The following is a 21,110-nucleotide window of genomic DNA, read 5'->3' on the forward strand; positions in this document are numbered from 1 at the left end:
ATTGCTTCGCAAACTTGTCTATTTCAGGTAGGCCGGGGCGCCGACGGGCAGGATAAATCGGAACTCGGCGCCGCCGCCGGGACCGCGGCCGACAGTGATCGAACCACCGTGCGCCTCGACGATGCCCTTGACGATGTAGAGACCGAGACCGGTGCCACCGCGCTTGCTGCCCCGCCAGAAACGGGTGAAGACGCGGCCCATCGACTCCTCGGGAATGCCGGTGCCTTCGTCGCTCACGGTCACGGCTGTTCCCTTCGCTGGATTGTCTCCGGTCTTCATCAGGGCCGCCCCCACCTCGATGGTGACCGTTCCCGCCCCGTGCCGCACCGCATTTTCCAGCAGGTTGCCCAGCACCTGGTCGATCTTGTCCGGGTCTGCCCAGAGATCGGGCAGCGGCTGCTGGATACGGACGAGGAAGCGGTCCGGCGGCTGGCCGTTGGAGATGTGCGCCTGGATGTGGCGGCCGACCGCCGTCGGGACGTCCACGGGCTGCCTGCGGACCTCAAGGCGCCCGGAGTCGATGCGGGAGATGTCGAGCAGCTCGGCGATCAGCCGGGTGATCCGGCTCGCGTCGGCGTCGACGGTCTCCAGCATCAGCTTCTTCTGGTCGTCGGTGAAGCGTTCCCATTTGGCGAGCAGCGTCGCCGTGAACCCCTTGACCGAGGTCAGCGGGGAGCGCAGCTCGTGGGCGACGGTGGCGATCAGCTCCGCGTGGCTGCGCTCGGTGCGGCGCCTGGCCTCCGTACCGCGCAGACAGACGACGACCCGCCGGACGGGTCCGGTGGGTTCGTGGCGTACGTACCGGGCGGAGACCAGGACCTCGCGGCCGCCGGGCAGCAGCAGGTTGCGCTCGGGCTGCCCGGCCCGGATGGCGAGTCCGCCGTACGGATCGGTCAGGCTCCACCAGCGGCGGCCTTCGAGGTCCTCGAGGGGCAGCGCGGTCTCCAGGGGCCTGCCGAGCGCGGCGTCCTTCGGGATGGCGGTGATCCGCGACGCGGCGGCGTTGAAGCAGATGACGCGGCCGCTCTCGTCGGCGACGGCGAGGCCGTCGGGGAGGTCGTCGGGATCGATCCCGTGACCGTCCGTCCCCGCGGGCGGACGCGGCAAGGAACCGCTCGCCTTCGACGGACCGCTCGTGCGGACAGCCATCCCCGTATCCCACCTCTTCCGAATGGCGGAGGGGGTACCTCCCTGCTCAGGGGGTCCCTCTCCGCTCGGGCGAAGCCGAGAGCCCGGAGGAGAAGCCGAGAGCTTGGGGGAGGGCCCCCGAACCCGTCACCCTACTAGCTGGAGGTGACGCTGCGGCACCCTCCGGAAGCACGCTGCGCACGCGCGGAGGCGTAGAGGCACACGGCGGCGGCCGTGGCGAGGTTGAGGCTCTCGGCCCTGCCGTGGATCGGGACGCGCACCACGGCGTCCGCGAGAGCGCGGGTCTCCTCCGGGAGGCCCCACGCCTCGTTGCCGAAGACCCAGGCGGAGGGCCCGCCCATGGTGCCCGCGTCGAGTTCGCCGTCGAGGTCGTCGTCGCCCGCGCCGTCGGCCGCCAGGATGCGTACGCCCGCGCTCTTCAGCCCGCTGACGGCCTGCTCGACGGGGACGCCGACGGCGACCGGCAGGTGGAAGAGCGAGCCGACCGAGGCGCGCACGGACTTGGGGTTGTAGAGGTCGACGGAGGCGTCGGTGAGGACGACCGCGTCGGCGCCGGCGGCGTCCGCGCAGCGCAGCACCGTACCGGCGTTCCCGGGGTCGCGGACGTGCGCCAGGACGGCGACCAGCCGGGGCTTCGCCGCGAGGATCTCCTCGAAGGGCGAGTCCAGGAAGCGGCAGACACCGACGATGCCCTGCGGGGTGACGGTCTGCGAGACCTCGGCGAGCACCTCGTCGGGGGCCAGGTGCACGCGGGCGCCGGCGGCGCGGGCGGCGTCGACGATGTCGGCGTACCGCCCGGCGGCCTCGACGGTGGCGAAGAGCTCGATCAGGGTCGCCTCGCCGCTGTCGCCGCGGTGCTCGACGGCCTCGCGCACGGCCTGCGGCCCCTCGGCGATGAACCGGCGCTCCTTGCCGCGGAAGCTCCGCCTGGCCAGCCGCTTGGCGGCGGCGACGCGCGGGGATCGCGGGGAGATCAGCTCGGGGGTGCCCATGGTCGGCGGCTCACTTCTCTGCGTATCTCTGCGTACGCGTCTGCGCGTACGCAAGGGGTCGTGCACGTGGGTACAACGCACCGGACCCGCAGGCGGCGAACGCCTGCGGGTCCGGTGGACGAAGAGATGCTGCCTGAGATCAGGCGGCGGTCTTCGGGGCGTTGACGTCGCTCGGGAGCGCCTTCTGGGCGACCTCGACGAGCGCGGCGAACGCGTTGGCGTCGTTGACCGCGAGCTCGGCCAGGATCTTGCGGTCCACCTCGATGTTGGCGGCCTTCAGACCCTGGATGAGGCGGTTGTACGTCATGCCGTTCTGGCGGGCAGCGGCGTTGATGCGCTGGATCCACAGCTGACGGAAGTCGCCCTTGCGCTTCTTGCGGTCGTTGTAGTTGTAGACCAGGGAATGGGTGACCTGCTCCTTGGCCTTGCGGTACAGGCGCGAACGCTGACCGCGGTAGCCCTTGGCCGCCTCGAGGATTGCCCGGCGCTTCTTGTGGGCGTTGACTGCCCGCTTGACGCGTGCCACTTGTTAACTCCTTGTAGCGGGGCCGCGGGTGAACTCACACGGCCCGGAAACGAATTGGTCTCGGTCGCCCGGAGGTCGCGCTCCGGTCGCCCGGAGCCGCGACATCACTTGCCGAGAAGCTTCTTGATCTTCGGGGCGTCCGCCGGGGACACCACGACAGCGCCGGTCAGCGAGCGGGTCTTCTTGGAGGACTTGTGCTCCAGGAGGTGGCGCTTGCCGGCCTTCTCGCGCATGACCTTGCCGGAGCCGGTGAGCTTGAAGCGCTTGCTGGCACCGCTGTGCGTCTTGTTCTTCGGCATGGCGCCGTTCTCTCCTCGTCAGTGGCGTTCCCCCGGCGGGTGGGCCGGACAGCGGGAGCGTCAGATCGTTGGTGTGGATCTCCGGGCGGAAGCCGGGGCCGCCTGGATGGCAGCCCCGTGAATCACGCTTCGGAAGGGGTTTCGGGCTGGACCTCGTCGACCGGCTCGGCCGGCTCGGCCTCGTCGGTGGCGTTGCCCTGGCGTTCGGCCTTGCGGGCCGCCTGGGCCTCGCGAGCCTCGGCCATGGCCTCGGTCTTCTTCTTGTGCGGGCCGAGAACCATGATCATGTTTCGGCCGTCCTGCTTGGGGCTCGACTCAATGAAGCCAAGGTCCTCGACGTCCGAAGCCAGACGCTGAAGCAGTCGGAAACCAAGTTCGGGGCGGGACTGCTCACGACCACGGAACATGATCGTGATCTTGACCTTGTCGCCCTGCTTGAGGAACCGGACGACATGACCCTTCTTGGTGTCATAGTCGTGCGGGTCGATCTTCGGCCGGAGCTTCATTTCCTTGATGACCGTGTGCGCCTGGTTCTTGCGCGCCTCACGGGCCTTCATGGCCGACTCGTACTTGAACTTCCCGTAGTCCATGAGCTTGCACACGGGCGGACGGGCGGTCGCCGCGACCTCGACCAGGTCGAGGTCGTACTCCTGCGCAAGCTCCAGGGCCTTCGCAAGAGGCACAATGCCGACCTGCTCGCCGCTGGGTCCGACGAGTCGCACCTCGGGAACGCGAATCCGGTCGTTAATGCGGGGCTCAGCGCTGATGGATCCTCCTCAGTAGCACCACACGACTGTCTGGCAGACAGCCGCGCAACGTCTGTTTCGTGAGACCAACCGAAGGGAGCCATGAAAAATGCCCCGGACGGGAACACAGGCGGGGCTCCTGGAAATACCGGAACACCACCGTGCATCTACCACCACGGGGCGCATCGAGCGACTCCATCGTCCGTACGGAACGATGGGGACCGCCTGACCGGTGACCCGCAGTCCGCGAGGACAGTCGGGTGGGAGATCGGAGCCTCCACTTGTGGGCCGGGCACACAAGTGTCCGGCCGGTCATTACACAAGGTTAGCAGCTCTCCGCGGAACGGGCGACCTCGGTCGGACCGGAGCCGGGGCGCTGCCGACCGGGGCATATCGTGTGCGTCATGAGTGACGCGACCTCCCCCAGTGAATCCCCCGACTTCGACGCCATGACGCGCGACATCGCGGAAGTCCCGGCAGTCGAGGTGATCGTGACGGTGGCGGTCAACCTGATGAGCGCCGCCGCCGTGAAGCTCGGCCTCACCGAGGACGGCGACGCCCACAAGGACCTCGACGAGGCCCGCAAGCTGGTGCACGCGCTGGCCGGTCTGCTGGACGCGAGCGCGACCGAGATCAGCTCCTTCCACGCGGCGCCGCTGCGGGACGGGCTGAAGTCCCTGCAGCTGGCCTTCCGCGAGGCGTCGTCCGTGCCGGACGAGGCCGGCCAGGGGCCCGGCGAGAAGTACACCGGTCCGGTCTACGGCTGACCCCGGACGCCGGCGGACAGGAACGCCGAGGCCCCGGTCCCCCCGCTCGTGGGGGCCGGGGCCTCGGCGCGTACGGCCTCAGCGCGTGAAGAGGGGCTCGCCCGGCGGGGTCGCGCCGGGCGGCAGCAGGGCCAGGTCGAGGCCGCGCACCAGGCGGGCCCTCAGCGTCTCGTCGGCGGCCAGCGCTCCGGCGAGGCGGCGGGCCGCCGCGGCCGGTTCGGCGCCGGGGTCGAGGACCAGGGCCAGGGTGCCGTCCGCGCTGCCCGGGCCGAGGTGGGCGCGCAGTACGGCGGGCTCCGCGGCCACCGCGACGCGTACCGCCTCGGTGACGGCCGGGTCGTCGAGCGGCGCCGCGCTGCTGCGGCCCTCGGCGGCGGCAAGCAGCGCGGATCCGGTGAGCTGGTACGGGACGGGACCGGCCAGGTCGAGGACCAGCGTGTCGGCCCGCTCGTGGGCGAGGGCCTGGAGCGCCTGGCCCAGGGGTACGGCGACGGGGCGCGCCTCGGGGTTCCAGCGGGCCAGGGTCTCGGTGGAGGTGAAGGCGGGCAGGGCGCGGCGCTCGCCGGCCTGGAGGGTCGGCACGGCCATGTCGCTGGTCTTCTCGCGGCGCAGGCCGTTCTCGTCCGTCTCCACCTCGCCGAGTACGGCGACGACGGGAACCAGGAGGCGGGCGCCGGCCAGCGCTTCGAGCACCCGCGGTTCCGCCGCCGGGTCCTCGGCCCAGGCGGCGAGCGCCGCGGTCAGCCGCGGGTCGGCGGTGCCGTCGTCTTCGGAGAAACCGGGGTCCGGAATGTTCTTGAGCGCCACGCCACGAGCCTAGCCGCCGGCCGGCGGGGTTTTCCCACGGGGCCCGCGGGCACCGCTCCTGCCATGGAGGTGTCCTTCGCCGTGTCCGGACCGGGGAGCGGGGGCGGGAGCGGATGGTGCGCCGCGTACGGGGAGGGCCGCTTCCCCGCCGCGAGCGTCGTCAAGGTGGGCATCCTCGCGGCGCTGCTGCTCCGGGCGCGGGACGAGGGGCGGGCTCTGGCCCGGGAGGAGCGGCGGTACGCCGAGGCCATGATCCGGCGCAGTGACAACGACGCGGCATCGGCGCTGTGGGCGGTGATCGGCGGTGCGGCGGGGCTGGACGCGGCGCAGGGGCGCCTCGGGCTCACGCGGACGGCGGCGGACCTGGCGTGGGGGCGCACGCGGACCACCGCGAGGGATCAGGTGGCGCTGCTGCGGGCGGTGTTCGGGGCCGGGCCGGGTGTGCTGGACGAGGAGTCCCGTACGTACATCGGGGCCTTGATGGGGCAGGTCGTCGCCGGTCAGGACTGGGGGGTGTCCGCGGCCGGTTCCGGCGCCGCGCTCAAGAACGGGTGGATGCCGCGGGACGCCACCGGGCTGTGGGCCGTGCACAGCATCGGGCGGGTGGAGGTGGACGGGCGGGGTGTGCTGGTCGCCGTGCTGTCGGAGGGGCACACCACCAAGGAGGCGGGCATCGCGGTGGTGGAGGCGGTGGCGCGGGCGGCCGTCGGGGCGGCCTTCAGGCGAACCGGCGGGCGCCTCAGGAGAACCGGCGGGTGCCCGTGACGCGGCCGGCGCGCCACAGGACGACCGTCGCGGCCAGCAGCAGCACGCCTGCGCCGGCGGCGGCGGGGGCGAGCCAGCCGGCCGGTCCGTCGTCCTCGGGCTCCGGGTCGGGGCCCGTGCCGAAGAACTTCCTGCCGTACGGGGCGGAGACCGGGCGGAGGTCCGCGGGGCGCAGCGCGCCGGCGGCCTCGAGCGCGGCGGCCGGATCGACGAAGCCGTAGCCGCGGGCGTCGTCGCGGCCGCCCTCGGGCGCGTCCCGGGCGGTGTCGGCGAGGAGCTTCTTGACCTGGGCGGGGGTCAGCTGCGGGTACGCGGAGCGGACGAGGGCGGCCGCGCCGGAGACGAAGGCCGAGGCGGCGCTGGTGCCCCAGCCCTCGTAGTAGCGGCGGTCGGGGTCGGCGATGATCACGTCGACGCCGGGGGCGCTGACGGTCGCGTACCAGCGGCGGGTGGAGAAGGAGGCGTGCGTGCCGGCGCTGTCGACGGCGGCCGCCGCGATCACGCCGGGATAGGCGGCGGGGTACGAGATGTGGTCGCCCTCCTCGCCGCTGTTGCCGGCGGAGGCGACGACGACGGCGCCCTTGGCGAGGGCGTACTGGACGGCGGCGTCCTCGGCGGCTTCGGGGTGGGCGGACTCGCTGTCGTCGCCGAGGGAGAGGTTGATGACGTCGGCGCCGTGGTCGGCCGCCCAGCGGATGCCCTCGGCGAGGGCGTGGCCGCGGGTGGACCGGGACCTCTTGCGGGCGGGGTCGGCGCCTTCGAGGATCACGCGGACCGGGAGGATCTTCGCCTCGGGTGCGATGCCGACCACGCCGTCGGCGCGGCCGGGGCCGTTTCCGTGGCCGGCGATGATCCCGGCCATGGCGGTGCCGTGGCGGGCCCAGGCGCGGTCGCCCTTGCGGGCGCCGAACCCTATGAGGTCCTTGCCCTCCAGCACCCGGCCTTCGAGGTCGGGGTGGCTGCCGTCCACTCCGGTGTCCAGTACGGCGACGGTGACGCCCTTGCCCTTGGTCGTACGCCAGGCCCGGTCGGTGTGCATCGCGTCGAGCGCCCACTGCTGGGCCCGGATGGTGTCGGCGCGGGCGGGGGCGGGGGGCAGCAGGGCGAGGGCGGTGGCCGCGAGGGTGGCGGCGACGGCGCGGCGGGCCGTGCGGGGCAGGCGGTTCTGTCGGGTCGGTCGGCTCGGTCGGGTCATCGGGGGGTCTCCGGGGCCGGTCGTGCGGTCTTGCGGAGGCGGCGTTCGACGCGGTCGGCGACGCCCTTCGCCTCGTGGCCCAGGCCCGCCTGGGCGGGGGCGGTCGTCGCGCCGCTCGCGATGGCCCGGCGGGCGGGCTGCGGGTCGGGGACGGTGCGGCCGTCGGCGAAGCCGGACACGGCGTACACGACGGCGGGGACGTCGGTGAGCACGCTCACCGTCCAGCTCGCGCGCTGCCGGTCGCCGAATCCCTCGGCGACGGTGCCTTCGGCCGGGTAGGTGCGGGGCATCAGGTCGGTGCGGTCGGCGAGGCCCTCGTGGGTGAAGCGGGCGCGCAGGGCCTTCATGGCCGGTGCGTCGGCTTCGGTGAAGACCATGCCGACCGTGGTGACGCTGCTGGTGGTGGCGTCGGTGTAGGTGGCGCGCAGGAGGCGCAGGCAGCCGACCGGCTGGACTGCCCTGAGCAGCAGCGGGTCGAGGGCTTTCGCGCAGCCGCTGTCGGGGGCGACGGCCACGCGCGTCCAGACGCGGTCGGCGCCGCCGGGGCCCGCGCCGTTGCCGTCGAGGGTGCGCGGGAAGAGCGTGTCGACGGGCGCGCTGTGCCAGAGGTCCCGCGCCTCGGCGTATCCGGAGGGGGTGCCGTCCTCGGCGTCCGCGCCGCCGGTGAGCCAGCTCCCGGTGGCGGCACCGCCGATGAGCCCGAGCCCGAGTACGAGGCAGGCCGCGGCGGCCACGACGCGGGCGGGGCGGCGGGTACGGACGGGTCCCAGCCGGGCGGTGGTCTCGGCCGGTGCCTCCGGCGCCCCCCAGTACCGGGACGCCGCGAACCGGGCGGGCCGGGGCGCGCCGGGCCCGGGGGGCAGGCCGGCGGCGGCCACGGCTCCGCGCCGTGCGGCGTGGGCGGCGCCGGCCGCCGGGGGCGCGGGCGGGGGGACCTCGGGCGGCAGGGCTCCGGGCGGGACGGTGGGACGGGAGGCGGGCGTGGCGGCGGGCACGGGGCGCAACCGCGCGGTGGTCTCGGCCGGCCTGCCGTCGCCCCCGGCCGGCGGACGCCCGGCACCCGAGTCGCGGGCGGCAGGCACGGATTCCGGCCCGGGGCGCAGCGGCCCGTCGCCGGGACGGCCCCCGGCCGGGCCGCTGACGGCGCCCGGGGCACCGGAGCGGTCCGGCGCGGATGCGGGGCGGGGCGGTGCGGTCGGCGCAGCGGGCCCGGCCTGGCCGCCCGCGCCGGGGGCCTGCGCCGGGGCGGGGGCAGGGTGGCCGGCTGTGCCGGGAGCGGGGTGGCGCGGCGCGGGGGCGGTCCGGCCGGCTGTGCCGGGAGCGGGGGCCGGAGCAGGGTGGCGCGGCGCGGGAGGAGAGGCCGGGGCGGCGGGTTCCGGCACGGCCGGGGCCTGGGCCGGGGGCGGCGGGGTGTGCCAGGCGGCGGGGAGCGGGGGTGGCGTGGTGGGGCGGGGGGGAAGGGGGGCACGGTGTGCCTCGGTGCTCATCCGCCCCCCTGTTCGTGCTTCACCCGGCCTGTTACCCCGCAGTGCACGATCGCCTTTCGGGGCAGGCCCGTTCGTGTCCTCACCGCGTGGGCGTCACTCTACGGGCTGGTGCGGGCCGGGTGGGAATCAGCCCCCGGGCCCGCGGGGACTCCCGTGGGGACTCGTAGGGACTCGTAGGGGCTCGTGGGGATCTGACCGGATGACGATTCCTCTACCCAGCGGTAATCCGCTCTGGCAAGCTCTGGCCATGACACCGCGCGCTGCCGACCGGGCCAGGTACGACCGGGCCACCGCCCACCTCGACGCCCCCCTCGCCGTCGTCGACCTGGAGGCGTTCGACGCCAACGCCGCCGACCTGGTCCGCCGGGCGGCGGGCAAGCCGATCCGGGTGGCGAGCAAGTCCGTACGCTGCCGGGCGCTGCTGGAACGGGTGCTGGCGCGGGACGGGTTCGCGGGACTCATGTCGTTCACGCTGGCCGAGTCGCTGTGGCTCGCGCGGTCGGGGTTCGAGGACGTGCTGCTCGCTTATCCGTCGGCGGACCGCGCGGCGTTCGCCGAGCTGGCCGGGGACGCGAAGCTGGCCGCCGCCGTGACCGTGATGGTCGACGATCCGGCGCAGCTGGAGCTGATCGACCGGGCCAGGGAGGGCGGCCGGGAGGAGATCCGGGTCTGTCTGGAGCTGGACACGTCGTTGCGGATGCTCGGGGGCCGCGTCCGGATAGGCGCGTTGCGGTCGCCGCTGCGCGAGCCCGCCCAACTGGCCGAGCTGGCCCGGTCGGTGGTCCGCCGGCCCGGCTTCCGGCTGGTGGGCGTCATGGCGTACGAGGGGCATGTGGCCGGGGTCGGGGACGCGGTCGCGGGGCGGCCGGTGCGTTCCCGGGCGATCAGGGTGATGCAGGGGGCGGCGCGCCGGGAACTGGCGGTGCGGCGGGCGGCCGTCGTGCGGGCGGTGCGGGCCGTGGCGCCGGACCTGGAGTTCGTCAACGGCGGCGGCACCGGCAGCGTCCAGCACACCGCCGCGGAGCGCGCGGTGACCGAGATCGCGGCGGGTTCCGGGCTGTACGTACCGCGCCTCTTCGACCACTACACCTCGTTCACCGGACGGCCGGCCGCGCTCTTCGCGCAGCCCGTCGTGCGCAGGCCCGGCGTGGGTGTGGTGACGGTGCTCGGTGGCGGCTACCCCGCTTCGGGGGCCGCGGGCCCCGACCGGGTGCCCGTCCCGTACCTCCCGGAGGGGCTGCGGTACGACCCGCAGGAGGGGGCCGGTGAGGTGCAGACACCGCTGCTCGGCTCGCCCGCCGACGACCTGCTGATCGGCGACAAGGTGTGGTTCCGGCACGCGAAGGCGGGCGAGATGTGCGAGCGGTTCGACGTGCTCCATCTGATCGAGGGCGACGCGGTGACGGCGGCCGTACCGACGTACCGGGGCGAGGGCCGCACGTTCTTGTAGGGCGCGGAGGCCGGGGCGAGGTCATCGGCCCGGCCTCCGTCCTTCGGCCACCGGTTTCAGAGAGGGGTCACGTACGCGCCCGCGATGCCTCCGTCGACCAGGAAGTCGGTGGCGTTGACGAACGACGAGTCGTCGCTGGCCAGGAAGGCCACCGCCGCCGCGATCTCGTGCGCCTGCGCGAAGCGGCCGACCGGGATGTGCACGAGCCGGCGCGCCGCCCGCTCCGGGTCTTTGGCGAACAGCTCCTGGAGGAGGGGCGTGTTGACCGGGCCCGGACAGAGCGCGTTCACGCGGATGCCCTCGCGGGCGAACTGCACGCCCAGTTCGCGCGACATGGCGAGGACGCCGCCCTTGGACGCCGTGTACGAGATCTGGGAGGTGGCCGCGCCCATGATCGCGACGAACGACGCGGTGTTGATGATGGAGCCGCGGCCCTGGCGCCGCATGTAGGGGATGGCGGCCTTGCAGCAGAGGTAGACGGAGGTGAGGTTGACGTCCTGGACGCGCTTCCACGCCTCCAGGCCGGTGGTCAGGATCGAGTCGTCCTCGGGCGGCGAGATGCCGGCGTTGTTGAAGGCGATGTCGACCGAGCCGTAGGTGTCGTACGCCGTCCGGAAGAGCGCCTCGACCTGTTCTGCGTCGGTGACGTCGACCCGTACGAACGTGCCGCCCACCTCGTCGGCCGCGGCCTTGCCCGCGCTCTCGTCGATGTCGCCGCAGACGACGTGCGCGCCCTCGGAGGCCAGGCGGCGCGCGGTCGCGAGACCGATGCCACTGCCGGCGCCGGTGATGACGGCGGTGCGTCCGACCAGGCGGCGGCAGACGGCGGAGCCGGCCGCGGCGCTGTCAACAGTGTCGGTCATGATCTCAGGCCTCCGTGCTGATGAAGACGTTCTTGGTTTCGGTGAAAGCGGTGAGGGCGTCGGGGCCCAGCTCGCGGCCGAGTCCCGACTGCTTGTAGCCGCCGAAGGGGGTCGAGTAGCGGACGCTGCTGTGGGAGTTGACGGACAGGTTGCCCGCCCTGACCGCCTGGGACACGCGCAGGGCGCGGCCCACGTCCCGGGTCCAGATGGAGCCGGACAGGCCGTATTCGGTGGCGTTGGCGAGGCGGACCGCGTCGGCCTCGCCGTCGAAGGGGAGGACGACGGCGACGGGGCCGAAGACCTCCTCCGTCGCGGCGGGCGCGTCCGGGCCGAGGCCCGTGAGGACGGTCGGCGCGAACCAGAAGCCGGGGCCTTCGGGCGCGTTGCCGCGGATCGCCGCCGCGCCCTCGGGGACGTACGAACGTACCCGCTCCAGCTGGGACCTGGAGATCAGCGGGCCCATCTGGGTCTTGTCGTCCGACGGGTCGCCGACCACCACGCTCTCGACGGCGGGCGCGAGGAGCTCCAGGAAGCGGTCGTACGCCGTGCGCTGGACGAGGATGCGCGTACGGGCGCAGCAGTCCTGGCCGGAGTTGTCCAGGAAGGACATCGGGGTGGCGGCGACGGCGGCCTCGATGTCGGCGTCGGCGAAGACGATGTTGGGGCTCTTGCCGCCGAGTTCGAGGGTCACGCGCTTCACCCGGTCGGCGCACTTGGCCATGATCCGCTTGCCGACGGGGGTGGAGCCGGTGAAGACGATCTTCGCCACGCCGGGGTGCTCGACCAGGGCGTCGCCCGCGACGGCGCCCGCTCCCGGCAGGACCTGGAAGAGGCCGTCGGGGAGTCCGGCTTCGAGGGCGAGTACGGCGAGGCGCAGGGCGGTGAGCGGGGTCGTCTCGGCGGGTTTGAGGACGACGGCGTTGCCGGCGGCGAGCGCGGGGGCCGTGCCCCAGGCGGCGATCGGCATGGGGAAGTTCCAGGGCGCGATGACCCCGATGACACCGAGCGGTTCGAGGAGGGTGATGTCGAGGCCGCCCGCGACGGGGATCTGGCGGCCGCTGAGGCGTTCCACTCCCCCGGCGGCGAAGTCGAGCAGGTCGCGTACGTTGCCCGCCTCCCAGCGGGCGTTGCCGAGGGTGTGGCCGGCCTCGCGGACCTCCAGCCGGGCGAGTTCCTCGATGTGTTCGTCGACGGTGGCGGCGAAGCGGCGCAGGAGGCGGGCGCGGTCGGCGGGGGTGGCGGCCGACCAGGTGCGCTGCGCCGCGGCGGCCCGTACGACCGCCGCGTCGACGTCGGCGGCGGTGGAGGCCGCGACGGTGGCGATGACCTCTTCGGTGGCCGGGTTCAGGATCTGGTGTTCGAGGGGGAAGGAGGGCAAGGCGGGCCTCACAGGCGTTCGAAGGAGCGGCGGAGCTCCCAGTCGGTCACCGCGGAGTCGAACGCTTCGAGTTCGACCCGCGCCATGTTGCGGTAGTGCGCGACGACTTCGTCGCCGAAGGCGGCCCGGGCGATGGGGCTGTTCTCCCACAGCTCGGCGGCCTCGCGCAGCGACGTGGGCACGTGTTCGTGGTCGCCGGTGTACGCGTTGCCCGTGCAGGGGTCGGGGAGTTCGAGCTTGTGCTCGATGCCGTACAGGCCGGCCGCGACCAGGCCGGCAACCGCGAGGTGCGGGTTGACGTCGCCGCCGGGGAGCCGGTTCTCGAAGCGCATCGAGCGGCTGCGGCCGACCACGCGCAGCGAGCAGGTGCGGTTGTCGTGGCCCCAGGCGACGGCGGTCGGGGCGAAGGAGCCGGGCTGGAAGCGCTTGTAGGAGTTGATGTTGGGGGCGTAGAGGAGCGAGAAGTCGCGGAGGGCGGCCAGCTGGCCGGCGAGGAAGTGGCGCATGACGGAGGACATCCCGTCGGAGGTGTCGTCGTCCGCCATGACGTTGCGGCCGTCCGCGTTCTGCAGGGAGAGGTGGATGTGGCAGGAGTTGCCTTCGCGCTCGTTGTACTTGGCCATGAAGGTGAGCGAGACGCCCTCCTGGGCCGCGATCTCCTTGGCGCCGGTCTTGTAGACGGCGTGCTGGTCGCAGGTGACGAGGGCTTCGTCGTACTTGAAGACGATCTCGTGCTGGCCCGGATTGCACTCGCCCTTGGCGGACTCGACGGTCAGGCCCGCCGCGGTCATCTCGTTGCGGATGCGGCGCAGGAGGGGTTCGATGCGGCCGGTGCCGAGGACCGAGTAGTCGATGTTGTACTGGTTCGCCGGCACGAGGTCCTTGTAGCCGCGGTCCCAGGCCTGCTCGTAACTGTCCTTGAAGACGATGAATTCGAGCTCGGTGCCGACGTGCGCGGTGTAGCCGAGCCCGGCGAGGCGCTCCAGCTGGCGGCGCAGGATCTGGCGGGGCGCGGCGACGACGGGGGAACCGTCGTTCCAGGCCAGGTCGGCGACGAGCAGGGCCGTTCCGTCGTTCCAGGGGACGCGGCGCAGCGTGGAGAGGTCGGGATGCATGGCGAAGTCGCCGTAGCCGCGGTCCCAGGAGGCCATCGCGTACCCGTCGGCGGTGTTCATCTCGGTGTCGACCGCGAGGAGGTAGTTGCAGCCCTCGGTGCCGTGGTCCAGGACGTCGTCGAGGAAGAACCGGGCGGCGAACCGCTTGCCCTGGAGACGCCCCTGCATGTCGGGGAAGGCCAGGACGACTGTGTCGATCTCACCGCTCGCCACGAGGGCGCGGAGCTCCTCGAGAGAGAGCGGGGGTGTGCGGTCTGCCACGGAAATTTCCTCCTTCGGTCAGCCGGAAGCCATAAGGTATTGCTGAAGACCATTGCTTGGGAAGGGGGAACCGCGCGTGGCGGATGGAATCGGTTCGGTGGACCGCCTGACGCCCGTCCTGCGGCCCGTGCGGGCGGGGAACGGGTTCGAGGAGGCGCTGGAGCAGATCCTCCAGGTGCTGCGCCTGGGGCTGGTGCCCGTCGGGGAGCGGCTGCCCGCCGAGCGCGAGCTCGCCGACCGCCTGCGGATCAGCCGGGTCACGCTGCGCGAGGTCCTGAAGGTCCTCCAGGACCAGGGCCTCGTCGAGAGCAGGCGGGGCAGGTACGGCGGTACGTTCGTGCTGCCGCACCCGGACGCCTCCGGGGAGGGCGAACTGCGCCGGCGCGTCGAGTCGGTCGACGTCGAGGACGCGCTGCGCTTCCGTGAGGTGCTGGAGGTGGGCGCGGCCGGGCTGTGCGCGGCGCACGGGCTGGCGGAGGACGGCGCACGGCGGCTGCGGACGGCGCTCGCCGCGACGCACGACGCGCCGTTGGCCGACTACCGCAGGCGGGACACCCTGCTGCACCTCACGCTCGCCGAACTGTCCGGATCGCCGTCCCTGACCGCGCAGTACGCCGCCGTGCGGGCCACGGTCAACGGCCTGCTCGACTGCATCCCGCTGCTCGTACGGAACCTGGAGCATTCGCAGCAGCAGCACACCGCGCTGGTCGAGGCGGTGCTCGACGGCGACGCGGACGGGGCCCGCGAGGTGATGCGCGAGCACTGCGCGGGCACGGCCGCCCTGCTGCGCGGCTTCCTCATGTGACGCCGGGGGCGGGAGATCCGTAACACCGGCTTCACGCACAGGTCTTGCGCCGGGACCGACCGCACCACAAAGGTATGGCATCCCACCATTGACCCGAGGCAGGAGCGGCTCATGGCCGACAGCACCGACTCGCGCACCCCACCGCCGACGCCCGCGGCCCCGTCCGCCGACGCCGGTTATCTGCAACGGCGCACCCTGCGCCGCGGCAGCGCCGGCTGGCTGCTGCTCACCGGACTCGGCGTCGCGTACGTCGTCTCCGGCGACTTCTCCGGCTGGAACATCGGCCTGTCCGAGGGCGGCTTCGGCGGGCTCGCGATCGCCACCCTCCTGATGGGCGTGATGTACGCCTGCCTGGTCTTCGCACTCGCCGAGCTGTCCGCCATCCTGCCCACGGCGGGCGGCGGCTACGGCTTCGCCCGGCGCGCGCTCGGCACCTGGGGCGGTTTCCTGACCGGCACCGCGATCCTCATCGAGTACATCCTGGCGCCCGCCGCGATCTCCATCTTCATCGGCGACTACGTCCAGTCGCTGGGCCTGTTCGGGCTCACCGCAGGCTGGCCGGTCTACCTGGCCTGCTTCGCCGTCTTCATCGGCATCCACCTGTGGGGCGTCGGTGAGGCGCTGCGCTTCAGCCTCGTCGTGACCGCGATCGCGGTGGCGGCGCTGCTGATCTTCGCGGTCGGCGCGTTCACGGAGTTCGGCGCGGACGGCCTCGACGACATCCCGGTCGACAAGGAGGCGTTCGGTGCCAACTCCTGGCTGCCGTTCGGACTCCTGGGCATCTGGGCCGCCTTCCCCTTCGGCATGTGGTTCTTCCTCGGCGTCGAGGGGGTGCCGCTGGCCGCCGAGGAGGCCAAGGACCCCGTGCGCTCCATGCCGCGCGCCCTGGCCACCTCCATGGCCGTCCTCGCGCTCCTCGCCCTGGTCACCTTCTTCGCGGCCACCGGCGCACGCGGCTCGGCCGCCGTGCAGGACGCGGGCAACCCGCTGGTCGTGGCGCTCCAGGGCGACGGCGGCCCGACGCCGCTCAGCCGCTTCGTCAACTACGCGGGCCTGGCCGGGCTCGTCGCGTCGTTCTTCTCGCTCATCTACGCCGGATCGCGCCAGCTCTTCGCGCTCTCACGGGCCGGCTACCTGCCGCGCTTCCTGTCGCTGACGAGCCGCCGCAAGGCCCCGTACCTCGGGCTGCTCATCCCCGGCGCGATCGGCTTCGCGCTGGCGGCGGGGACCGGCGACGGCGCCCGGATGCTGAACATCGCGGTCTTCGGCGCCACCATCTCGTACGCCCTGATGGCGCTCTCGCACATCGTGCTGCGCCGCCGCGAGCCCGGACTCCACCGGCCCTACCGCACGCCGGGCGGTGTTCTCACCTCGTCCGTGGCCTTCGTGCTGGCGCTGTCCGCGCTGGTGGCGACGTTCCTGGTGGACCAGGACGCGGCGTTCATCGCACTGGGGGTGTACGCCGTCGCTCTCGCCTACTTCGCGCTCTACAGCCGGCACCGGCTGGTCGCCGCGGCTCCCGAGGAGGAGTTCGCCGCGCTCGCCGAGGCCGAGGCCGAACTGGAACGCGACCGTTCCTGAAAGCGACCGTTCCTGAACGCGACCGTTCCTGAACGCGACCGGCCCCGAGTACGACCGACCCTGAGCACGAACCGACCGGAGGATCTGTGTCCAAGCCGCTCATCGGCATCAGTACCTACCTGGAGCACGCCCGGTGGGGTGTCTGGGACATCCCCGCCGCACTGCTCCCGGCCGCCTATCCGCGCCTCGTGCAGGCGGCGGGCGGCCTCGCGGCGATGGTGCCGCCCGACGCGCCGTCGTGCGCCGCCGGTGTGGTGGCCCGCCTCGACGGCCTGGTCGTCGCGGGCGGCGCCGATGTCGAGCCCGTACGGTACGGAGCCGAACCGGATGCCCGCACCGGGCCGCCGGCCCGGGAGCGGGACGCCTGGGAACTCGCCCTGATCGAGGCCGCTCTGGCGTCCGGTACGCCGCTGCTCGGCATCTGCCGGGGCATGCAGCTGCTGAACGTCGCACTCGGCGGCACCCTCGTCCAGCATCTGGACGGCCACACCGCGGGGCCCGGAGTCCTCGGCGAGCACGCGGTGGAGCCGGTGCCCGGCACGCGCTACGCGTCGGTGGTACCGGAGGAGAGCTGCGTACCGACGTACCACCACCAGGCGGTCGACCGGCTCGGCGACGGCCTGGTCGTGTCGGCGTACGCCGCCGACGGGACGCCGGAGGCCGTCGAACTGCCCGGCGGGCCCTGGGTGCTCGGCGTCCAGTGGCACCCGGAGATGGGCACCGATCTCCGGGTGATGGAGGCACTGGTGGCGGCCGCCGCCGGCTGGCCGTCGCTCCGTGAGCCACAGCTGCGGGTCTGACGGCGGCGGGCCTTCGCGGGGGCGCGCACGTGAAGCGGGCGGCGGAGCGGGGTCGTTGGCGCCCAGGGCTGTGCGCGGGACCTTCCGGGACGGTTGGCGCCCAGAGTGGCGGGGCCTTCCGGGGCCGTTGCCCGGCCCTTTCTCCGGCCCGGCGGCCCAAGTGGCCCCGCCTGCGGACGAATGCCCCGGCCGGGCTCAGATGCGGCCGGCCAGCATGCGGCTGATCGGGCCCAGGCTGCGCTGTTCGACCTTGCGGCCCGCCATGAACGAGGCGGCGCCGAGGGCCACCGCGCCCGCGCCGGCGCCCGCGATGACGGCCTTGCGCGCGTTGAGCAGCACCCATGCGGTGGACGCGGTCGACGCGACCTTGCCGGCCGTGGACTCCAGAGCCTGGCGGCTCACTTCGACCCCCTTGACGCCGGCCGCCTTCGCGGACCCGGCCACCTGCGCGGCCTTGCCCGTGACGTCGCCGGCGCCCGCCTTCGCGGCACCCGCGGTGTCCGCCGCCCTGCCGGCGGCGCCGGTGGCGGCGGTCTTGGCGGAACCGGCGGCGCCGGTTGCCTTTCCGGTGGCGCCGTCGGCCGTGCGGGCCGTGGTCGCCTTGGTCTTCGTGTTCTTGTCCTGTTCAGTCATGGCTCTCGGGTATCCGCTCACAGCCGTGACAAACGGTCAGCCCTTGCCCGGAGCGGGTCGCGCCAGCACCAGCAGGTCCCGCGCGGGCCCCGTGGGCCGGGGGCCCGTCGGCCAGACCGCGCGCAGATCCCGACGCATCGGGACGCCCTCGACCGGGACCTCGACGAGGCGGCGGGAGGCCAGCTCCTCACCCACGGCCAGCTCGCTGAGCACGCTGGGACCCGCGCCGCTGACGGCCGCCGCCTTCACCGCCGTGGTGGAGGCGAGTTCGAGGAGGGGTACGGCGAGGCCGCCGTACCCGGCGAGCGCCGCGTCCAGGACCTGTCGGGTGCCGGAGCCCTGCTCGCGCAGGATGAGGGGGGCCTCGGCCAGTTCCCGCGCGCCCACCGCCCGGCGCCTGCGCGCCCAGGGGTGGCCCGGGGCCGTGACCACGATGAGCCGGTCGTGGCCGATGACGACGCCGTCGAGCCCGTCCGGTACCGCAAGGCCCTCCACGAATCCCAGGTCGGCCTCACCGGTGAGCAGCCGCTGCGCGACGGCGGCGGAGTTGCCGGCGAGCAGCGAGACCGCCGTACCGGGGCGCTGTCCGCGCAGCGCGACCAGCCAGCCCGGCAGCAGGTACTCGGCGATCGTCATGCTGGCCGCGACCCGCAGCCGCGAGTCCCGTCGGCCGCGCAGTGCCTGCGCCCCCGCGTCGAAGGCCTCGGCCGCCTCCACGACCCGGCGCGCCCAGTCGGTGACGAGCGTGCCCGCTTCGGTGAGGCGCGAGCCGCGCGGCGAGCGGTCGACGAGGGCGACACCGAGCTGCCGTTCCATGGAGCGGATACGGCTGCTCGCGGCGGGCTGGCTGATGCCGAGCTCCCGCGCCGCGCGCCCCAGGCTGCCGAGCCGGGCGACGGCGAGCAGCAGCTCCATGGCCCCGAGGTCGGGCACCCGGTGGGCGAGCGGTGGTCTGTCGCCGGGGGCGGGGGCGTGAGCGCTCATCACCTCAGTTTATGGCCTCATAGGCTTGTCGTCCCTGGTGGGGGCCGTACCGTACGGTCAGGCTGGGCGCATGGCCACCTGTGCGCAGCCCCGTCCCCTCCTCGCCGCCCCACGCCTGCCGGCGCTGCGCCATCTCGGCCCCAACTGGTACGCCACGGTGATGGGCACCGCCGTGGTCGCCAACGCCGGAGCCGCCCTGCCCCTCGCCGTCCCCGGCCTGCGCCCGGCCTGCACCCTCGTCTGGGGGGTGTCCGCGGTGTTGCTCGGTGCGCTGCTCGTCGCGCGCGCCGGCCACTGGGCGTACCACCGCGACCAGGCGGGGGCCCATCTCCTCGACCCCGCCGTCGCCCCCTTCTACGGCTGTCTGTCCATGGCGCTGCTCGCGGTCGGCGGCGCCACCGTGGCGGTCGGCGGGGACGTCGTCGGCGCCGGAGCCGCCCTGTCCGCCGGAGCGGCGCTGTGGTGCGTGGGGACGGCCGTCGGCCTGGCGGCCGCCGTCGTGATCCCGTATCTGATGGTCGTACGCCACCGGGTCGATCCCGGCAGCGCCTCTCCCGTGTGGCTGCTGCCGGTGGTGGCACCGATGGTCTCGGCGGCGCTCGGCCCGCAGCTGATACCGCGTCTGCCCGAGGGGCAGTGGCGGGAGGCGATGCTGCTCGCCTGCTACGCGATGTTCGGACTCAGCCTGCTCGCCACGCTGCTGATGCTGCCGCTGATCTTCGCCCGCCTCCTCCACCACGGTCCGCTGCCGCTCGCCCTGACGCCGACGCTGTTCCTCGCCCTCGGCCCGCTCGGGCAGTCCACCACGGCGGTCGACTCGCTCGCGGACGTGGCCCCGGGCGCGATCGGAGCACCGTACGCCCGCGCGCTCGGCGCCTTCGCCGTGCTCTACGGCGTGCCCGTCATGGGCTTCGCGCTGCTGTGGCTGGCGCTCGCCGCGGCGATGGTGGTCAGGGCGGTCCGCGGCGGCATGCCGTTCGCCATGACGTGGTGGGCGTTCACCTTCCCCGTCGGTACGTGCGTGACGGGCGCCGCCGGGCTCGCCCGCCGCACCGGGCTCGACGCCCTCGGCTGGCTGGCGGCCGCCCTGTACGCGGCGCTCGTCGTCGCCTGGGCGGTGGCCGGAGTCCGCACGCTGCGCGGTCTGGTCAGCGGAGCGCTGCTCGCAGCACCCGGGGCGCCTCGGCCAACGACGGCCCGTACCAGGTGAGATGGCGCCCGCTGACGAGCGCGGCGGGCAGCCCGGGAAAGGCCTCGGGCCCGTCGTCGGCCGTGAAGCGGTAGGGCTCGTCCGGCAGGACGACCACGTCGGCCCCGGACGCGCGTAGTTCGTGGAGGGGGACGCGCGGATAGCGCTCGGGGTGGCCGGCGTGGAGGTGGTCGACGCCGAGCCGGGCCAGCAGGTCTCCGGCGAAGGTGTCGCGGCCGAGGACCATCCAGGGCCTGCGCCAGACGGGCACGACCGCCTTTCGGCGCGGGGCCTCGGGGCGGACCGCGTCCCACGCCTCCCGCGCCGCGTCGAGCCAGGCGGGGCGGACGCCCAGCCCGCATCCGTCGACCAGTACGCGCTCCAGCTCGGCGAGGGCCCCGGGCAGGTCCCGGACCACGGTGACCATGACGGTGAGCCCGGCCTGCCGCAGGGCGGCGAGGTCGGGCTCGCGGTTCTCCTCCTCGTTGGCGACGACGAGGTCGGGGCGCAGGCGCAGGATCGCGTCGGTGTCCGGGTTCTTGGTGCCGCCGATCCGTACGACGTCGAGGTCCGCCGGGTGGCTGCACCAGTCGGTCGCCCCGACGAGCAGACCGGGCGCGCTGACGGCCACGGCTTCCGTGAGGGACGGCACGAGGGAGACGACGCGCATGGGGGGCGCTCTCCGTCAGCCGTCGTGGCTGTCGCTGTCGTGGCCGGGTTCGTCGGATCGGCCGGACTGGCCCGACTGGCCGTCGCCCTCGTGTCCGACGGTGCCGGCCGCCGCGACGACGAGGATCCGGGTGCCCGGCTCGGTCGCCCGCCACCGGTGCGGTACGCCACCGGACAGGAACAGCGTGTCACCGCGCTCCAGCCGGTACGCCCGGCCCTCCGCCTCCACCTCGGCGGCGCCCTCCGCGATGTACATCAGCTCGTCGCCGTGGTGCTGGAACTCGCGCCCGGTGTCCTGCTCCCCGGTGTACTCGGTGGCGCGCAGCTGGTGCCTGCCGCGCACCACGCACCGCACGCCCGCGCCGCCGTCGTCCTCCCCGGCCCGTACGACATCGACCGTACGTCCCAGATCGGCGGCGGCGGTCAGCTCGGCCGCCGTGGTCTCCAGCGCCTCGGCCACCCGCTCCAGGGAGCGGGTGCTGGGTCTGGCGCGCTCGTTCTCGATCTGGCTGAGGAACGGCACCGAGAGCCCGCTGCGGGCCGCGACCGTGGCCAGGGTGAGGGCCAGGGACTTGCGACGCCTCCGGACGGCCGTACCGACCCGAAGAGTTTCCTTGTCGTCCATCGCTCCGGCTCCCTCCCTGTCTCG

At 73.7% G+C, this 21,110-nt stretch carries 22 protein-coding genes; 7 read left to right on the forward strand and 15 right to left on the reverse strand.

Features of this window, described 5'->3' with window-relative positions; translation table 11 throughout:
- Nucleotides 1-18 precede the first annotated feature (18 nt).
- The 5 genes from ACWDZ4_RS17785 to infC form a co-directional block, all read right to left on the reverse strand.
- Nucleotides 19-1,149, reverse strand: a complete 1,131-nt coding sequence (locus ACWDZ4_RS17785; RefSeq protein WP_451509322.1) for an ATP-binding protein — start codon at nucleotides 1,147-1,149, stop codon at nucleotides 19-21.
- Between the two features lie 134 nt (nucleotides 1,150-1,283).
- Complete coding sequence (locus tag ACWDZ4_RS17790) at nucleotides 1,284-2,141, reverse strand: TrmH family RNA methyltransferase (protein WP_451509323.1); 858 nt, start codon at nucleotides 2,139-2,141, stop codon at nucleotides 1,284-1,286.
- A gap of 139 nt (nucleotides 2,142-2,280) precedes the next feature.
- The gene (gene rplT, locus ACWDZ4_RS17795; protein ID WP_028815427.1) at nucleotides 2,281-2,667 is read right to left on the reverse strand and encodes a 50S ribosomal protein L20; all 387 of its coding nucleotides are present in this window, start codon (nucleotides 2,665-2,667) and stop codon (nucleotides 2,281-2,283) included.
- Between the two features lie 104 nt (nucleotides 2,668-2,771).
- The gene (rpmI, locus tag ACWDZ4_RS17800; RefSeq protein WP_344496357.1) at nucleotides 2,772-2,966 is read right to left on the reverse strand and encodes a 50S ribosomal protein L35; all 195 of its coding nucleotides are present in this window, start codon (nucleotides 2,964-2,966) and stop codon (nucleotides 2,772-2,774) included.
- A 122-nt stretch (nucleotides 2,967-3,088) separates the two neighbouring features.
- Nucleotides 3,089-3,733, reverse strand: coding sequence for a translation initiation factor IF-3 (infC, locus tag ACWDZ4_RS17805; RefSeq protein ID WP_451509350.1), 645 nt, complete (start codon nucleotides 3,731-3,733; stop codon nucleotides 3,089-3,091).
- 383 nt (nucleotides 3,734-4,116) lie between these two features.
- Between infC and ACWDZ4_RS17810 the strand changes: the two genes are divergently transcribed.
- Nucleotides 4,117-4,479, forward strand: a complete 363-nt coding sequence (locus ACWDZ4_RS17810; RefSeq protein ID WP_451509324.1) for a DUF1844 domain-containing protein — start codon at nucleotides 4,117-4,119, stop codon at nucleotides 4,477-4,479.
- Between the two features lie 78 nt (nucleotides 4,480-4,557).
- On the opposite strand, the gene ACWDZ4_RS17815 is transcribed toward ACWDZ4_RS17810, so the two are convergent.
- On the reverse strand, nucleotides 4,558-5,286 hold the full coding sequence (locus ACWDZ4_RS17815) for an SseB family protein (protein WP_451509325.1): 729 nt from the start codon (nucleotides 5,284-5,286) through the stop codon (nucleotides 4,558-4,560).
- Between the two features lie 81 nt (nucleotides 5,287-5,367).
- Between ACWDZ4_RS17815 and ACWDZ4_RS17820 the strand changes: the two genes are divergently transcribed.
- On the forward strand, nucleotides 5,368-6,051 hold the full coding sequence (locus ACWDZ4_RS17820; RefSeq protein ID WP_451509326.1) for a serine hydrolase: 684 nt from the start codon (nucleotides 5,368-5,370) through the stop codon (nucleotides 6,049-6,051).
- On the opposite strand, the gene mycP is transcribed toward ACWDZ4_RS17820, so the two are convergent.
- Both mycP and ACWDZ4_RS17830 read right to left on the reverse strand, forming a co-directional pair.
- On the reverse strand, nucleotides 6,026-7,246 hold the full coding sequence (gene mycP, locus ACWDZ4_RS17825; protein ID WP_451509327.1) for a type VII secretion-associated serine protease mycosin: 1,221 nt from the start codon (nucleotides 7,244-7,246) through the stop codon (nucleotides 6,026-6,028). The two genes, ACWDZ4_RS17820 and mycP, sit on opposite strands and share 26 nt — an antisense overlap.
- Complete coding sequence (locus tag ACWDZ4_RS17830) at nucleotides 7,243-8,733, reverse strand: hypothetical protein (protein ID WP_451509328.1); 1,491 nt, start codon at nucleotides 8,731-8,733, stop codon at nucleotides 7,243-7,245. Before ACWDZ4_RS17830 ends, mycP begins: the two co-directional genes overlap by 4 nt.
- Before the next feature lie 247 nt (nucleotides 8,734-8,980).
- On the opposite strand from ACWDZ4_RS17830, the gene ACWDZ4_RS17835 reads away from it, so the two are divergent.
- Nucleotides 8,981-10,183 carry an amino acid deaminase/aldolase gene (locus tag ACWDZ4_RS17835; protein ID WP_451509329.1) on the forward strand — a complete coding sequence of 401 codons (1,203 nt, stop codon included), beginning with the start codon at nucleotides 8,981-8,983 and terminating at the stop codon, nucleotides 10,181-10,183.
- Between the two features lie 56 nt (nucleotides 10,184-10,239).
- On the opposite strand, the gene ACWDZ4_RS17840 is transcribed toward ACWDZ4_RS17835, so the two are convergent.
- Genes ACWDZ4_RS17840 through ACWDZ4_RS17850 form a run of 3 tightly spaced genes read right to left on the reverse strand, consistent with a single transcriptional unit; the run spans nucleotide 10,240 to nucleotide 13,800 of the window.
- Nucleotides 10,240-11,046 (reverse strand): 3-oxoacyl-ACP reductase, encoded by an 807-nt coding sequence (locus tag ACWDZ4_RS17840; protein ID WP_451509330.1) that lies wholly within the window; start codon nucleotides 11,044-11,046, stop codon nucleotides 10,240-10,242.
- Nucleotides 11,047-11,050: 4 nt separating this feature from the next.
- Complete coding sequence (locus ACWDZ4_RS17845) at nucleotides 11,051-12,424, reverse strand: aldehyde dehydrogenase family protein (RefSeq protein WP_451509331.1); 1,374 nt, start codon at nucleotides 12,422-12,424, stop codon at nucleotides 11,051-11,053.
- Nucleotides 12,425-12,432: 8 nt separating this feature from the next.
- Nucleotides 12,433-13,800 carry a glutamine synthetase family protein gene (locus tag ACWDZ4_RS17850; RefSeq protein WP_451509332.1) on the reverse strand — a complete coding sequence of 456 codons (1,368 nt, stop codon included), beginning with the start codon at nucleotides 13,798-13,800 and terminating at the stop codon, nucleotides 12,433-12,435.
- A gap of 76 nt (nucleotides 13,801-13,876) precedes the next feature.
- On the opposite strand from ACWDZ4_RS17850, the gene ACWDZ4_RS17855 reads away from it, so the two are divergent.
- The 3 genes from ACWDZ4_RS17855 to ACWDZ4_RS17865 all read left to right on the forward strand — a co-directional run bounded on the left by ACWDZ4_RS17855 (nucleotide 13,877) and on the right by ACWDZ4_RS17865 (nucleotide 16,986).
- Nucleotides 13,877-14,605 (forward strand): FadR/GntR family transcriptional regulator, encoded by a 729-nt coding sequence (locus ACWDZ4_RS17855; protein WP_451509333.1) that lies wholly within the window; start codon nucleotides 13,877-13,879, stop codon nucleotides 14,603-14,605.
- A gap of 111 nt (nucleotides 14,606-14,716) precedes the next feature.
- A complete protein-coding gene (gene eat, locus ACWDZ4_RS17860; RefSeq protein WP_451509334.1) occupies nucleotides 14,717-16,186 on the forward strand; it encodes an ethanolamine permease in 1,470 nt (489 codons plus the stop codon).
- A gap of 86 nt (nucleotides 16,187-16,272) precedes the next feature.
- The gene (locus ACWDZ4_RS17865; protein WP_451509335.1) at nucleotides 16,273-16,986 is read left to right on the forward strand and encodes a gamma-glutamyl-gamma-aminobutyrate hydrolase family protein; all 714 of its coding nucleotides are present in this window, start codon (nucleotides 16,273-16,275) and stop codon (nucleotides 16,984-16,986) included.
- A 195-nt stretch (nucleotides 16,987-17,181) separates the two neighbouring features.
- Here ACWDZ4_RS17865 and ACWDZ4_RS17870 read toward each other — a convergent pair whose 3' ends face one another.
- A complete protein-coding gene (locus ACWDZ4_RS17870) occupies nucleotides 17,182-17,619 on the reverse strand; it encodes a hypothetical protein (protein WP_451509336.1) in 438 nt (145 codons plus the stop codon).
- 36 nt (nucleotides 17,620-17,655) lie between these two features.
- On the reverse strand, nucleotides 17,656-18,603 hold the full coding sequence (locus ACWDZ4_RS17875; protein ID WP_451509337.1) for a LysR family transcriptional regulator: 948 nt from the start codon (nucleotides 18,601-18,603) through the stop codon (nucleotides 17,656-17,658).
- Between the two features lie 70 nt (nucleotides 18,604-18,673).
- Here ACWDZ4_RS17875 and ACWDZ4_RS17880 point away from each other — a divergent pair, with 70 nt between their 5' ends.
- Nucleotides 18,674-19,813, forward strand: a complete 1,140-nt coding sequence (locus tag ACWDZ4_RS17880) for a TDT family transporter (protein WP_451509338.1) — start codon at nucleotides 18,674-18,676, stop codon at nucleotides 19,811-19,813.
- Here ACWDZ4_RS17880 and ACWDZ4_RS17885 read toward each other — a convergent pair.
- Together ACWDZ4_RS17885 and ACWDZ4_RS17890 are read right to left on the reverse strand one after the other, a co-directional pair.
- The gene (locus ACWDZ4_RS17885; protein WP_451509339.1) at nucleotides 19,752-20,462 is read right to left on the reverse strand and encodes a helical backbone metal receptor; all 711 of its coding nucleotides are present in this window, start codon (nucleotides 20,460-20,462) and stop codon (nucleotides 19,752-19,754) included. The two genes, ACWDZ4_RS17880 and ACWDZ4_RS17885, sit on opposite strands and share 62 nt — an antisense overlap.
- Nucleotides 20,463-20,477: 15 nt before the next feature.
- Nucleotides 20,478-21,086 (reverse strand): helix-turn-helix domain-containing protein, encoded by a 609-nt coding sequence (locus ACWDZ4_RS17890; RefSeq protein ID WP_451509340.1) that lies wholly within the window; start codon nucleotides 21,084-21,086, stop codon nucleotides 20,478-20,480.
- Nucleotides 21,087-21,110 lie beyond the last annotated feature (24 nt).

The organism is Streptomyces sp. NPDC003016, from assembly GCF_053591455.1.